This window comes from Sporolactobacillus sp. BBK16-2 (assembly GCF_059878335.1).
The window spans coordinates 206,075-218,982 of sequence record NZ_CM187611.1 but is presented as its reverse complement, the minus strand read 5'-3'; the positions used below and the strand labels follow the sequence as shown (position 1 = coordinate 218,982).

Here is a 12,908-nt window from a genome sequence, read left to right as displayed (position 1 = left end):
TTATGTTATCTTCTGTTGTTTTTCTACATAAAAGTTGACTTAAATATCCCCTTTTTCTTTTAAAGATACATATTTCCCCTCTTTTCCTATAACAATATGATCCAATAGATCAACTCCAATCATTTTTCCACAAGAAGCAAGCCTTTTAGTCACATCAATATCTTCTGTACTCGGAGTCGGATCACCACTTGGATGATTATGGGCAACAATCACTGATGCCGCGCTCAGTCTAACTGCTTCTTTAAATACCTCTCTTGGGTGAACAATGGATGAATTAAGAGAGCCTTTGAAGATATTCTTTCTACTAATCACTGCATTCTTCGTGTTCAGGTATATTGCATCCAAATATTCTTGTTCTGCTTGCTCCAAATCACTAAAATAATCAGCAGCATCTTGAGGACTTCTAATTGTGAAGCTCTCTTTCTTGCTGAACTTTCTGATCTTAAAAGCGAGCCCAAATGCTGAATTAATTCGTTTCGCTGCTGTCTCACCAATGCCTTGAAATTTCTTCAACTCTCCAATGCTCAATGTTGCTAAACGATCAACACCGAGTCCTGAAAGTTCCCCAGTAATTGAAGGACTTGCTTTCGGTCCAATGAGCACGGCCAATATATTTTGCAGTGATGTGTTTTCATTTCCATAGAACGAAAGTTCTTCCTTTGCCAACTCGTAGTGATCGTTCATTTTGATGCCTCCAATTGAAGAATTTTGGTAAGATTGTATTCAATACTACGTCTAGATCGATCGATAATAATGAGATCTCTAATGACAGAAGATGAGATATTTTTGTTGGATGTCTTTGTGTGAATCTCTGCTAAATTGGTTGCTTTGAAGAAGGTAAATTCGTAAAGATCATTACTGATAATCGTAACTTCTGGATCGCTGTCGCAGTAGAGATCACTTAGGATGTACGGCATTGGCCGAATTCCATCAATTTGACACTCTTCTAGAAATCTCACCTCTTTGTCAAAGCAGCTAAAGAAAAACTCTTGATCCATTTCATTCCCTCCATCTGGAATATATTTACATCTCTCACATTTATAATTATAAATAGTTTGTTGATCATCGTACACTATTTGTTTAAATTTTCTGTCTATTGATTTCAATCTCGAAAATTGAGTACACGAACGATAATAATTCAGATATACTATGAATATAAAGTTTAAACAGATGCCTGGGAGCGATTGATATGACCGGAGATGTGACCAAAGCTTTGAAACTTATCCTCAACGAGTTAAAACAATTCAGAGAGTCTATGAGAAGCGAGTTTGACTCTATTGATAAGAAATTTGATGGTGGTTTCAATTCTATTGATAGCCGCTTTGATTCTATTGAAAATAAGTTGGATGAAATAAATGAAATAGTTAGTGAAAGTGGCGAAAAGCTTAAGAAATCGATTGAAGATCATGCTCGTTGGGAAAAGGAATTTGAGCCTATCATGCGCAAACTTGAACATAAAGATTGAACATCCAAAAGGCGTTTTGGTACCTTGTGTACGCATGACACACCCACCTTTATAACAGAGCAGTGTGTCTTTTTTTCAAAAAAGGTAGGGCGTCTCTCTCTCCAAAGCATTGATCTCAAGTCAATTGACTCTCTCCAACACTCACATTCCTAACTCTTTGATCAACCAAAGCTGTGTCCTTTGACTCACAGTTGTTGTCTTCCAATAGATGCTTAATGCTTATGTCCTTCTGCGTTCGTACTATGTATGTGATGCACCCATCGAACCCTCATAAGATAGATGCATCTCTATTGCTTCTTAACTAACACAATCAACCAACCTTATCCACTCTGCGAATGAATCCATAGCTTACTTCCTCTACACCAATCTCGCGCAAATGAAGGTTCACCAAGGAATGGATCATTGTCTTATTGATTTCACCATGTCTGGTGCGCATTGCTGTTGCGTAATGTTCTGTGATCACTGAAGCACAGATACGTCTGAATAGATCTTCACCAATATCAGATCGAACTACTTCTAAGCTTTTAATTTTTTCTTGATACATAATAATTCACCTCCTTAATTTTTCTGACGCTATGTAAAAGCAGGATGATTCCTGCTTCTTATTCACCTGCTGTAACATCTAATGCGCCATTGCCTTGAAGACTGAGCTTATATGTGACGAGATCATCGAAAGGAGCATCAAGAGAAAAATCTGTAATAGCGCAGTTCCCTTCATACTTCGCTCCACTCGGAAATTCAAGATACACATCAACATTCTCAGAGTTCAAATAAGCATCTTCAAGAACACCGTAAGCTGCATCATCAGCGACAAAAGCTCCGTCTGCATCAATACTCCACTCTTTAAAGCCTTGCATGCTTTCTTTCCAGAAGCCCTCTGTATCTTTGCTTGTTGCATCGATCGAATCTGCAGAACGATTCAATGTAGCATTTTTCTGTCCGGCAAGAACTTTACCAGTAGCAGCTTGCATGACATACAGTTTGACTTTCATACCTGTGATTTTCGGCATTATATATGAACCTCGATTCTTTTAAAGTAATAAAGAGCCGAATGAACGACTCTTATTTGTGAATATTTTCACATGATTAGTCAGCATTAACCGTTAGCTTTGCAACAGCCTGAGGATTGACAACTGCCGCGTCTGCGTACATATCGAAAATGTACAACTTTGAACCTCTGAGTGCCTGCTGAGAATCAACGATCTCTTGAATACCAGCCTCCGTCTTAATCATCACGGAGTACGCTTCAGTAATGTTACCGAATACCACCGGATTTTCATCAGTCAACGCATCCGTAATGTGAACGGGCATACCGAAGAGTGTGTGCTGAATTTTGCCATTAACGACACCCATCTGAAGGAAGTAATGAGCATTGTTATCCTTCAATTTTGCGACTTCGTTAAAGAAATCTCTTTGCATGATAAACACCGAGTTCGTCAGGAAAGAAGGATGAATCGCTAAATACAAATCCTGCAGCTTGTCCATATTAAGCGCTTCAGTTGTTTCTACATTTGCGATCTCTACATCATTAACGAGTCCAGCAAATTCCACGCCACCATTCCCAACAAGCATCGACTTTTCTACGGACTTAGCCACTCTGCGGGCGAGCAAATCTTTCGTATACTCAGCAATAGAGACAGCGCTATCATTAATTAACTGATTCGACAAAGTAACCGCTGCACCAACGCGCTTCTGCTTCAGATCAACATGCTTAAAAGCAATTGCTTGCTCAAGAATATTTTCGCCTTCTCCCACGAATCCACCTTGCACGCTGTCATCTTCACGTGTCACACGAAGTGTCCCTGCAACTGAATTGAGTTTGCGAGCTAATGCAAATACTGGGCTCGTCTCTTCCATCTTTTTAATAATTTCGTTATGAACCTGCTCAGGAATTACTGCACCACCGTCAGCTGTTGTTTGGAGCGCCCGTACTTCCCCACGCAAAATTTGTTCAAAGTCATTGTACGTTCCGTTCATTTTCATCATTTTATTGCTCTCCCTTTTGTTTGAAATTTCAGCTTTATTAGCTTGCATTTGTTCCGTTGAAGGAACCTCTAGATCAGTGACCACTTCCAAACCTCGTGCTGCGATTGTTGATTGTGAATAAGCAGGATCACGAACAACTGAAACTTCGATAAGTTCAAGTTCTTCAACTGTCCGCACCATTTCACCATTGACCTGCTGCCAACTATCTTTCAGGCTCCTAAAGCCGAATGACATATTTCTCAAAATGCCTGATCGAATCAGTTCGAAATAATCGCGACCGAACGTTGTCGGCGTAATATTGGCTGACATAAAAAGGCCCTCGTCATCTTCAACGAGGGATAGCGAATTATTTCTAGTTGAAGCAAGGATTGATTTAGCTTCATGTCCTGCTAAAAAATCAATATCTCGCTTCGCTTGTCTGATTGCTCGATCAAAAGCACCTTTAGCGATTTTCTCGCGGAACTGTTTAACTGATCCGAGTACTTCACTCAGCTCATTTGTTTTATTGACATAGCCGGAAACCGTAAGCTCTCCCGATTCTGTCAACGCTGCTTCATGAGCTCGAATCTCAATTTTCTGCTTCTCCATCTTTTTCCTCCTTCTTTTGATCAACGACTCCCATATTTGGAATCGTCAGTTCACCAGTCTCAGCATTCTTGATTACGCTTCCAAGATTGAGCAGATAAAAATCATCATCTACTGGCGATTTATCGAGCGTATAACGCGCCTCATTGAAACTGATTAATCCTTTTGTAAATGCACTTGAAGTAGCATCAATCTTTTCTTTTTCCGTGCTGCGCAAAATTTCTGAAGTATCGAATCTGAAGTAGTAACCGGATTGTTTTTCATGAGAGGATAGTAAATTTTTATTAAGTGCTGCTTCAAACGAAGTAATGATAGGGGACACTGCATGTTGCAGGAATTGAATCGAGTTTGCTTCTAGCGAATTATACTTATTTGCACTTGAGTTAATCATGGATTCAGGAATGTTAAAAATTCGTGCGATCTCTGCAATGATTAGACTATTGGCTTGAGTGAGCTGAAGTTCATCGGGTTTCATAGAAAGTGGTAGAAAATCCATTCCTTCTTCCAAAATAACAGTCCGGCCAGCTTTCTTCGGCCCATTATATAACGCCACCCAATTTGCTCTCAGTCGGTTAATTGCCTGTTCAGTCAAACGGCTGGATACCTTCAAAACGCCTATTGGAGAAGCACCAGTTAACATAAGCGATTGTTGATAGTCAATAATTGCTGAAGCAGTAGCTAGAATAGCTTCTGCATCCACTAACACACCGTTCATTCCTGAATCAATTTCAAGAACTTCAGATTCATTCAATTCGACTTTCTTGATCCCGTAATAGATAAACTTTTTCTTTGCGATCGTAACTCCATCATTCGACCATTTTTCCTCTTGAACGTTTTTTGCTTCTAGGTAGTGTAATTGATCATTTTTTAAATAGATGTAACTTCGACCGGATAGCAAATAATCTTTGACGATTAATTTTTTCAGCGCTTGTGCAGTTGAAAAATCATTGGCATCATCGTTTAACAATGATGTCCGTCTATCAGAAATTGGTGAAACAGATTTATTATCGTCTTCAGAATAAAGATACACAGGCAGTTGAGCGATCGAATCGCTGATTAAATCTATTGAAGCTCGTACTGCTGGAATTTTTAGGGCTTCTTGCTCTGAAATTTTTCCAGTAGTAGGACGTGGAGTGATAATCGAAGTTGAGAAATAGTCCTTCTCAGTATCATCAGAACTCTTGCCCCATCTAAAAATATTGGCCATTAATTTCTTCCTTTCTATCTGTTGTTTTGCTGCGCACGGCAAATGCGAGCAAAATAAAAAGACGCACCCGAAGGCACATCCAGTTATGTACTGAGACAAATTGACCTCGTGCTGAGAAAGCCAATCTATCTCATTGGTTCATTGACTTGGAAATATATAAAGGGGGTGTTTTTAAAAGAATGAAGAACTCGTATAGACGAACTCTTCAATTGTCCTCCGACGGACATAAGCAAACTAGATAATTTCGAGGAAAAAATATGACTGAAAATAAGAAAGGCTTTGAAATACACACTTTGGAGTTAGCGCTCAAAAGACCTCTCTATATATAATATATACAACTCGCAATATTTATATGGGTTAATGGAAAAAATTTGCATAACAAAGCAACTTTAGCTCTCTCTATAATATAATTATTTACAACTCGTCTTTTTGTAACAGTATTTTGGAAAAAAGTTACATTTGCAGTAAATTCATTGCTTTATTATCTGTTTCAATCTAACTGGGACAAAAAAGGTTACCCTTGTATATTAATAAGTAACATTAACTTTTTTTGTCCCAATTTAAAATCAAGTTTCGGATAGAATCCAATATGTCTTCTTATAGTTTTCTGATTGCCTACTTCCTTCTCGCTCACTTTTAATAACGAGTGGAATGTTATTTTCTTCAAAGAATGAATTGATAGTCTTTAAACCAACTCTTATTGAGCCATTCTTTGCTCGAAGTCCGTACTTATTGCAAATCACACCAATTAACTCTTTCTGGCGATCCTTGAAAATTTTCTTATCAATGAAGTTATCAATGATATCTAGCTTAATGAGTTCTTCCTTCCGTAGCTGCTCTAAATCAAAGTATGAAATATCGGGAAAGTATCTGTCAAAAAATTTTTCAAATCCATGTTCATCCATGAACTCATAGATTTCTTCTTGATAACGTAAATAGGCAAATCCGGTTTCATGAACTCTCAGCCTTGTATATTTCTGCGAACTCTCAGGATCAATCACTGTATCAAGATAAAATGCTCTCATAGATTTGCTAATAACATCTATACCATATTCATCAATAAAGTCTACTTCTCCCAATCGTTCGAATTCATCATAATAGAATAGCTGTTTCTGGATATATCTGAGTTTAGCCAGAATTGATTTTTTTGAGACGCGCTTATAATAGACATTTACTTTTTTATTTCTGACGCGTCCAGTTGCTTGAACAAAAGTATCAATATCACTTATGCCATGAATAACTATCGACTCCACCAAATCGTCCTTAATTTCTGTTGCTTCTGTCATCAGCTTTGTAGTATTCAGTACATCACAATCAAATTGACAGGTATCCGTAATCTGGTTATATTCATCTGAAAAATTTCGATTTCCTGAATATAGGATTTTACTGTTTCCAATAGAAAAATCTGAAAGTGTATTCATTGAATTGTGATAAACAATTACCTTATTTCCTTTTTCGACTTCATTAGTAATTGCTGCAGACGCTGTCTCATCTTTCTCATACCGATATAGATCTTTTACAGAGTTATTTGCAAAATTTGCTTCTTTGAGTACTTCTATTTCATTTTTCCAAGGTAAGTAATAAAGTCCTTCGGGCGTGGCTGTCAAAAAGAACTTTACAGCCTTATGATTTCGATTCAAGTAATTAAAAGCTAATTCAGTTTTTGTATTGAATGCGCTATCGCTGACAAAATAATGAGCCTCGTCACAAACTATATAATCATAATCATCAACGGAGGGATCATTTCGCTTGAGCATATTCTGAAACGCTTGATAGGTTTTTAAATCAAACATTCCGCCTTTAAATTGACGAATGCATTCCCATTTATATTCTTCAAGGTAATTTCTTTGCTGACTGAGCGTTGAGCTTCGATGGGATAGAACGAGTGTCCTCTTTCTTTTGTCAAGCGCGTAAGGAAGAAGCACATTTCGCACCCAATAATTTTTACCACTATCCATTTCCGATGCAATAAGATAATTCTTGCCAATTTTCAATTTATCGATCACATTAGCTGTAATCACATCACTTACATATTCTTTTTTCCTCATTATCAGTTCTCCTCTATCTGATTTTTGTTATTGTATCTGGAGCACGAATAACGTAAATCAGTTTGAGGAATTTTATGGAAATAATTTGGAGGATCCGACTTCATACGTTTATAAAATGGAATTTTCATAAATAGAAGAACATTTTTATATTTAATATTGAGGAGGCTCACCATTAATTAGAAAGCCTTTGTCATCTAAATTTTTCATGTCTTTAATATATGACACCACCGATTCTATCTGTTCCAATCGACGAATTTCTTTTTCCATCCAGTAGTCATAATAATATGTATCATCGTCATTTTCATAGGCATAAATATCAGTACCGTAGGCTTCTACGATCTCATCCCATAAAGAAGTTGGAATGTCTTTCTTCTCATCGTCACTAGCTTCTCCTTGGCAAAGGAAAATTCTCTCATTTTTTTTCGGTTCTTCAATCTTTCTGGATTCCGCCTCAAATTTGAAAAACTCAATTTTAGGAAGATTGTTTTCAATTTTACTCGGAAAGTATTCAATTATGAATTCAATTAGTTTCATCCACTTCCCATTACCATCTTTCGATTTAAAGAAAACCTCACTATTACGTTTTCTCTCGTCAAAAATACAATGCAAAGTAATAAGCTCTTTTATTGATTTGATAGTAGCAACCCAAACATTTCCTTCAGATTCAAAACCCAATTCGCATTCTTTCATTAAAATTTCCATTAATAATTCCTCCGATTTGTTTTGTGTTTTTCTTACCCTCTCTGTCTATCTGGTGTTGGACACTCTGTAAAGCAAAATCCCAAAAAAACTTTATTTTTTTCCGCGCTCCTCCTTCGTTTGCTGTTTTTATACCCCACTATTATTGAAAATTTTGTTCGAGTGTAAAGCATATCTATAAATTAGACTCTGGTAATATTTTCTGGGATTGCTGGATCATCCGTAAGGAATTAAACAGTCCTTTTAATATGAATATAAAGAGCAGACAAAAAGAGATCATACGGGCCATTGTGGAGCCCTATAAGATCGAAGCTCTGTTTTGTCCTATATGACCAACATAGCTGCAATAATGTGAATATATATCTGTTGATCATTTGTTCCTCACGGGCAATTCTGGTGACTCTGAGAGCTATTCCGAATCATCATTGAGCCAGTCATAATCAGGCAATCCAGGTATGTTGATTCTTGGAGGTTCTTTAAGCCCACGTTTGTACTCTGACCTGTTCAAGGCAGTATGTAATGCTTGAGCAAAATATCTTTCGAAGTCTTCGATCTGAGCACCTTCTTTTTCCTGAAGTTCGATCTGAGATAAAACTCGGCAGAAAAGTTCTTTGTTCATTCCTTTAAGTGAGAATTGTTTCCAGAGATTGTTAACGATTTCGTCTCTCTTGTTAACAAGATCTTTTAACTCATTATTATTTAGCTCATTATTAATATTCTTATTATTATATGGTGCTCGTATATGGCACTCATGAGTGCTCTCGTTGAGCATTCTTGAATGTTCAGATTGAACACTCCGGGCCGAATCAAGCTTGTAAAGGTCTTCATCTGTGTATGAAAGCCTCCCAACGTAAATTCTATTGGGCTGATTGAGCCCCATCCTCTTTTCTTCAATTAATTCATATTTTCTCAGCTCACCTTTACATCGACGGATAGTTGAGGCTGAAAATCCTAACATCTCTGAGGCATACTCAATTGACAATATGACAAAATGTCGTCCCTTCTTGTCCTTCCACCCATTTGCCATGCTGAGCTTAATCTTGTCCATAAGCACCATATAAAGCATCTTAGCCTGAGGCATCATATCCTTGTACTTTGAGCCATAGATCAGAACTTTAGGTGTTTGAACATAGATCAAATTGTCTGTTTGATCTTCTGTGTAATACTTGATCATTCATGCTTCTCTCCTTTGACAAGACAAAAGAAGACATGCTAACATTTAGAAAACAGAGGTCTAACTTCTGTCCTTTGCACTGAGATAGCGAGCCGCCAAACTCATAGCTATCTCTTATTTAATTATATATAGTTTCTGAATTTTCGTACAATTATAGTTAAAAGATCCCCGAGTAATCATGCTTCTTTTCAGCTTGCACCTCTAAATCAGAGCCCCAAATTTGAACGTAGCGCTTCGTTATCTCAATCGACTGATGACCAAGCAACATAGCCAATGAAAATGGGTCCATCCCTCTCATGACAGCATTTTTCGCATACGTTCTTCGGCACACATGAGGGCTGACTTGCTTTTTAATGCCAACCGCTTGAGCAGCTTCCCTCAGTTGAGCCTGAAAAGATGATTTACATAGGATCTTATTATCACAGTTGATGAACATATAATCATGCGAAAGACTGCCTCTGACTTTGATGTACGAATGCAGCTTTTCGACCATGTTCTTCGACAAAAAGACCAATCTCTGCTGAAGATTTTTTGTTTCTCGAACGATAAGCCTTCTGCCATCAATATCGCCCAACTGAATACCGATACATTCGCTGATTCTTATTCCAGTATCTAACAGCAAATAGAACATGATCAGATTTCGATAACCAGAAAATGATTGCTGCTTCTTGAAGTAGTCAACGATCTTCTTAACCTCAAAATCCTCAAGTGTTGCTCGGATCTGTTTGCGCTCCCTCAGCAGTTTGATATTTGCGGTTGGATTCTTTTTGATCATCCCTTTCTCTTTAAGGAATGAAAAGAACGGTCTCACGCCTCTCAGCTTGCTGTTTATGGAAGTAATCTTGATCTTCGACTTCCACAACAAGATAATGTCTTCCACATCTTTCTCAGACAGTTCTATGAGTTGCTTATTGATGTGTAACTGCTCCATATCCCTCTTCATTACATGAATCACATTTTCGTAATACGTAATCGTCGTCTCGCGAACATTTTTTAACCGTCTGCTTTTCACAAATTCTTTGATCGCATTTTCATCATCAATCGTCGATGAATGATTGATCAGTTTTTGCTGAGACTCTGTCAACATTTTCCTGCGCATGTTAATCCCCTCCACTAGACTAGTGCATTAGATTTTGACGCTTTTTGTCTAGTGCTGAGAGCATAAAAAAAGACAGCCTACACGACGTAGACTGCCTATTCCAAAGCAATAATGCGGATGAGAGGACTTGAACCTCCACGCCCCGTAAAGGGCACTAGAACCTGAATCTAGCGCGTCTGCCAATTCCGCCACACCCGCAAAACTAAATGAAAGAAAAAAATAATGGGCCATGAAGGGTTCGAACCTTCGACCCTCTGATTAAGAGTCAGATGCTCTACCAACTGAGCTAATGGCCCACAACACAAATTAATGAATTATGGTGGAGGGAGAAGGTTTCGAACCTTCGAACCCTAAGGGAACGGATTTACAGTCCGTCGCGTTTAGCCTCTTCGCTATCCCTCCAGAAAAATAAAAACGTAAAGCTAATGGTGCCGATCAGAGGACTTGAACCCCCAACCTACTGATTACAAGTCAGTTGCTCTACCAATTGAGCTAGATCGGCTTAATATGGTGGAGGATATAGGGCTCGAACCTATGACCCTCTGCTTGTAAGGCAGACGCTCTCCCAGCTGAGCTAATCCTCCAAAGTGACCCGTACGGGATTCGAACCCATGAACCCACCGTGAAAGGGTGGTGTCTTAACCACTTGACGAACGGGCCATGCTTGTCCGCCGCAATCGACGTTTTTTATTATATACAGAATCCCATTCCTTGTAAAGCAAAAATAAGAAGCCATTTTATTCAGACTATTTATCGACATGCTAAAACCTAGTATTTATAGTCGTTTCGAGTTCTTTTTAGAACCAGAGATCGCTCAAAAAGCAGCAAATGAGCCTACCTGATTCAGCTTTAGCTGAGTTCAATCGTCACCAAACTGAAATGCATTTACTGACCTTCCTGTTTGTGGACTCGCATTATTCTCCCTCTTTATGTGTTCTCATCATGGCACAAAATTCGTTTTTTTATTCTTTGATACCTACTCAATCACTAAAGAAAAAGGAACCCATTTTTATGGATTCCTTTTCCCACAAGTCAGTTGTTCTCAGGAAACATTTGTTTCTGATGCATCATTTTGTCCATCCGGCCTTTTACTGCTTGTCCGACCTTGTTGTTCGGCTTCATCATCTGATAGCAAGCCGCACCGATGCCGATCGATGCGATCAGCGGCATCATTCCGTTTCCCTGTTTCATTTTCTGTCCACCACCATTAAGAATTTGTCCTTTCGATCCGGACAGATATAGCTTAACCTCTACGGCTCATTCAATGAACGTCAATCGCTGCCAATTTTTTAATCGCTCACCGGTACTTCGTTTAAGTATTCCTCAAGCGTTTGGTGTTTCTCAGCCATTTTTTTCGATGCAGGAAGTCCGACATACCGGAGATGCCATGCCTCGTACTCATATCCGGTGACCGTTTCCTTGCCCTCTGGGTAGCGGACAATGAAACCGTAATCCTGTGCATGCTTCGCCAGCCAGGCTGCCTCAGGTGTCTTTCCGAATTCTTGCGTGGCCGCATATTTTCCATTAATTCCCGAGACATCGATTGCGAGTCCTGTTTCATGCTCGCTCATCCCCGGACGTGCACTGAAATTCTGTGCTTTTTTTTCACCGTCCCGCCGGACATAATAATTAAATAAAGCAATTTGCGTTTTATGCGAGCGATAAGCAGACACCCCTGCCAGCTGCACGCCGTCCTGTTTTGCCGCCGCGAACATTTCTTTTAGCGGTTTTGCGGCAGCGGCACGCATTTTCTTCTTTTCCGACTTCCCTGAAAAAATAAATGGGACATCAAGATCAACAAGATCGCTTGGCACATAATTATCCGGCAGCTTGAAGTATTTGTTGACCAAGACAAGTGTACTTTCAGGATCGGCGACAACGTGCACACCGCTTTGACTCATTGCAGATACCGTATTCTTTGATGAATCGGTGTTGCCGCTTTTTTTCAGTGTCCCATCTTGAGATGAGGATGAATTTTGCTTTTGTTTTTGCTGCTGCGATGAACCGGCCCCTGATGGATGTATCCACGGAAGCTGTGCGCATCCAGACAACCCTAATAAAGCTGCTATCGCACCTGCAGTATAGATTTTTTTATTCATAGAGCACTCCATTGTTGTATTTGGTTAAAAGTTGAAAGGAATCAATCATGTGGAATCGTGTCGAATTTTGTGTACATCTTTTAATGTATTCGAAATGGGCCATGAATATCAAGGCATATAGAAGAAATTGGAATGGAAGGATGTCCCAATCGCGTGATGAAATGTTCCGCCGAAAATATATAAAAAACAGAATCCAAATTTTGGATTCTGCAAGTGTGAGTTATAGGGGTTATTGCTGAAATATATAAAATTAGCCAAGGAAAAGCTTTACATTAATGATAATGGACAGAACCAAGGCAATGTTGGTAAGCAACAATTTTCGACTCAATTTGACGGATGCTTCATTTTGGGAAAAATCATTCGATTGTTTAAAATCCATGATTTTCATCTCCTCAATCATTCCTTTTGATACGTTAATCATAGGCCATCACTATTAAGAAGATATGATGTCTTTTTTAAGATCATGTAAAAAGCTTAATTCGGTCAATTTCTCTGATATCTGCCAGATCTTCGTTTCTTTTTACTTTCTTTTAGAACTGAGAAAAA

Annotated in this window: 14 protein-coding genes and 6 tRNA genes; 1 reads left to right on the top strand and 19 read right to left on the bottom strand. The window is 38.7% G+C overall.

Features of this window, described 5'->3' with window-relative positions:
* Window positions 1–39: 39 nt before the first annotated feature.
* Window positions 40–684, bottom strand: coding sequence for a RadC family protein (gene radC / locus AC6F33_RS01220; protein WP_500777556.1), 645 nt, complete (start codon window positions 682–684; stop codon window positions 40–42).
* Window positions 681–998: a hypothetical protein gene (locus AC6F33_RS01215; RefSeq protein WP_223362358.1), complete on the bottom strand. Its 318-nt coding sequence runs from the start codon at window positions 996–998 to the stop codon at window positions 681–683. The genes radC and AC6F33_RS01215 overlap by 4 nt, the downstream gene beginning before the upstream one ends.
* Before the next feature lie 191 nt (window positions 999–1,189).
* Here AC6F33_RS01215 and AC6F33_RS01210 point away from each other — a divergent pair, with 191 nt between their 5' ends.
* Window positions 1,190–1,465 carry a hypothetical protein gene (locus AC6F33_RS01210; RefSeq protein ID WP_500777555.1) on the top strand — a complete coding sequence of 92 codons (276 nt, stop codon included), beginning with the start codon at window positions 1,190–1,192 and terminating at the stop codon, window positions 1,463–1,465.
* Window positions 1,466–1,775: 310 nt separating this feature from the next.
* Here the strand turns inward: AC6F33_RS01210 and AC6F33_RS01205 are convergent, their stop codons facing one another.
* From AC6F33_RS01205 to AC6F33_RS01125, 17 genes are all read right to left on the bottom strand, one after another.
* Window positions 1,776–2,009 carry a hypothetical protein gene (locus AC6F33_RS01205; protein ID WP_500777554.1) on the bottom strand — a complete coding sequence of 78 codons (234 nt, stop codon included), beginning with the start codon at window positions 2,007–2,009 and terminating at the stop codon, window positions 1,776–1,778.
* 58 nt (window positions 2,010–2,067) lie between these two features.
* Entirely contained in the window at window positions 2,068–2,475 is a 408-nt protein-coding gene (locus tag AC6F33_RS01200; protein WP_500777553.1) for a phage major tail protein, TP901-1 family, read from the bottom strand.
* A 76-nt stretch (window positions 2,476–2,551) separates the two neighbouring features.
* A complete protein-coding gene (locus AC6F33_RS01195) occupies window positions 2,552–4,039 on the bottom strand; it encodes a phage major capsid protein (RefSeq protein ID WP_500777552.1) in 1,488 nt (495 codons plus the stop codon).
* Entirely contained in the window at window positions 4,020–5,243 is a 1,224-nt protein-coding gene (locus AC6F33_RS01190) for a phage portal protein (RefSeq protein WP_500777551.1), read from the bottom strand. The genes AC6F33_RS01195 and AC6F33_RS01190 overlap by 20 nt, the downstream gene beginning before the upstream one ends.
* A gap of 566 nt (window positions 5,244–5,809) precedes the next feature.
* The gene (locus tag AC6F33_RS01185) at window positions 5,810–7,291 is read right to left on the bottom strand and encodes a DEAD/DEAH box helicase family protein (RefSeq protein WP_500777550.1); all 1,482 of its coding nucleotides are present in this window, start codon (window positions 7,289–7,291) and stop codon (window positions 5,810–5,812) included.
* 150 nt (window positions 7,292–7,441) lie between these two features.
* A complete protein-coding gene (locus AC6F33_RS01180) occupies window positions 7,442–7,993 on the bottom strand; it encodes a hypothetical protein (RefSeq protein WP_500777549.1) in 552 nt (183 codons plus the stop codon).
* A gap of 406 nt (window positions 7,994–8,399) precedes the next feature.
* Window positions 8,400–9,164, bottom strand: a complete 765-nt coding sequence (locus tag AC6F33_RS01175) for a replication initiator protein A (RefSeq protein WP_500777548.1) — start codon at window positions 9,162–9,164, stop codon at window positions 8,400–8,402.
* A gap of 157 nt (window positions 9,165–9,321) precedes the next feature.
* A complete protein-coding gene (locus AC6F33_RS01170) occupies window positions 9,322–10,263 on the bottom strand; it encodes a tyrosine-type recombinase/integrase (RefSeq protein WP_500777547.1) in 942 nt (313 codons plus the stop codon).
* Between the two features lie 112 nt (window positions 10,264–10,375).
* A tRNA-Leu gene (locus AC6F33_RS01165) sits at window positions 10,376–10,461 on the bottom strand.
* Between the two features lie 25 nt (window positions 10,462–10,486).
* A tRNA-Lys gene (locus tag AC6F33_RS01160) sits at window positions 10,487–10,559 on the bottom strand.
* A gap of 21 nt (window positions 10,560–10,580) precedes the next feature.
* Window positions 10,581–10,665: transfer RNA gene (locus AC6F33_RS01155), tRNA-Tyr, on the bottom strand.
* Window positions 10,666–10,689: 24 nt separating this feature from the next.
* Window positions 10,690–10,765 (bottom strand) — tRNA-Thr (locus AC6F33_RS01150).
* A gap of 6 nt (window positions 10,766–10,771) precedes the next feature.
* A tRNA-Val gene (locus tag AC6F33_RS01145) sits at window positions 10,772–10,847 on the bottom strand.
* 4 nt (window positions 10,848–10,851) lie between these two features.
* Window positions 10,852–10,923: transfer RNA gene (locus tag AC6F33_RS01140), tRNA-Glu, on the bottom strand.
* A gap of 372 nt (window positions 10,924–11,295) precedes the next feature.
* Window positions 11,296–11,454 carry a hypothetical protein gene (locus AC6F33_RS01135; RefSeq protein ID WP_255749325.1) on the bottom strand — a complete coding sequence of 53 codons (159 nt, stop codon included), beginning with the start codon at window positions 11,452–11,454 and terminating at the stop codon, window positions 11,296–11,298.
* A gap of 98 nt (window positions 11,455–11,552) precedes the next feature.
* Complete coding sequence (locus tag AC6F33_RS01130; RefSeq protein ID WP_500777546.1) at window positions 11,553–12,362, bottom strand: M15 family metallopeptidase; 810 nt, start codon at window positions 12,360–12,362, stop codon at window positions 11,553–11,555.
* A 250-nt stretch (window positions 12,363–12,612) separates the two neighbouring features.
* Window positions 12,613–12,741 carry a hypothetical protein gene (locus AC6F33_RS01125; protein WP_255749323.1) on the bottom strand — a complete coding sequence of 43 codons (129 nt, stop codon included), beginning with the start codon at window positions 12,739–12,741 and terminating at the stop codon, window positions 12,613–12,615.
* Window positions 12,742–12,908 lie beyond the last annotated feature (167 nt).

Coding starts and splice junctions, on each gene's coding strand:
- radC (WP_500777556.1), bottom strand. CDS start 684: ATGAACGATCACTACGAGTTGGCAAAGGAAGAACTTTCGTTCTATGGA.
- AC6F33_RS01215 (WP_223362358.1), bottom strand. CDS start 998: ATGGATCAAGAGTTTTTCTTTAGCTGCTTTGACAAAGAGGTGAGATTT.
- AC6F33_RS01210 (WP_500777555.1), top strand. CDS start 1,190: ATGACCGGAGATGTGACCAAAGCTTTGAAACTTATCCTCAACGAGTTA.
- AC6F33_RS01205 (WP_500777554.1), bottom strand. CDS start 2,009: ATGTATCAAGAAAAAATTAAAAGCTTAGAAGTAGTTCGATCTGATATT.
- AC6F33_RS01200 (WP_500777553.1), bottom strand. CDS start 2,475: ATGCCGAAAATCACAGGTATGAAAGTCAAACTGTATGTCATGCAAGCT.
- AC6F33_RS01195 (WP_500777552.1), bottom strand. CDS start 4,039: ATGGAGAAGCAGAAAATTGAGATTCGAGCTCATGAAGCAGCGTTGACA.
- AC6F33_RS01190 (WP_500777551.1), bottom strand. CDS start 5,243: ATGGCCAATATTTTTAGATGGGGCAAGAGTTCTGATGATACTGAGAAG.
- AC6F33_RS01185 (WP_500777550.1), bottom strand. CDS start 7,291: ATGAGGAAAAAAGAATATGTAAGTGATGTGATTACAGCTAATGTGATC.
- AC6F33_RS01180 (WP_500777549.1), bottom strand. CDS start 7,993: ATGGAAATTTTAATGAAAGAATGCGAATTGGGTTTTGAATCTGAAGGA.
- AC6F33_RS01175 (WP_500777548.1), bottom strand. CDS start 9,164: ATGATCAAGTATTACACAGAAGATCAAACAGACAATTTGATCTATGTT.
- AC6F33_RS01170 (WP_500777547.1), bottom strand. CDS start 10,263: ATGCGCAGGAAAATGTTGACAGAGTCTCAGCAAAAACTGATCAATCAT.
- AC6F33_RS01135 (WP_255749325.1), bottom strand. CDS start 11,454: ATGAAACAGGGAAACGGAATGATGCCGCTGATCGCATCGATCGGCATC.
- AC6F33_RS01130 (WP_500777546.1), bottom strand. CDS start 12,362: ATGAATAAAAAAATCTATACTGCAGGTGCGATAGCAGCTTTATTAGGG.
- AC6F33_RS01125 (WP_255749323.1), bottom strand. CDS start 12,741: ATGGATTTTAAACAATCGAATGATTTTTCCCAAAATGAAGCATCCGTC.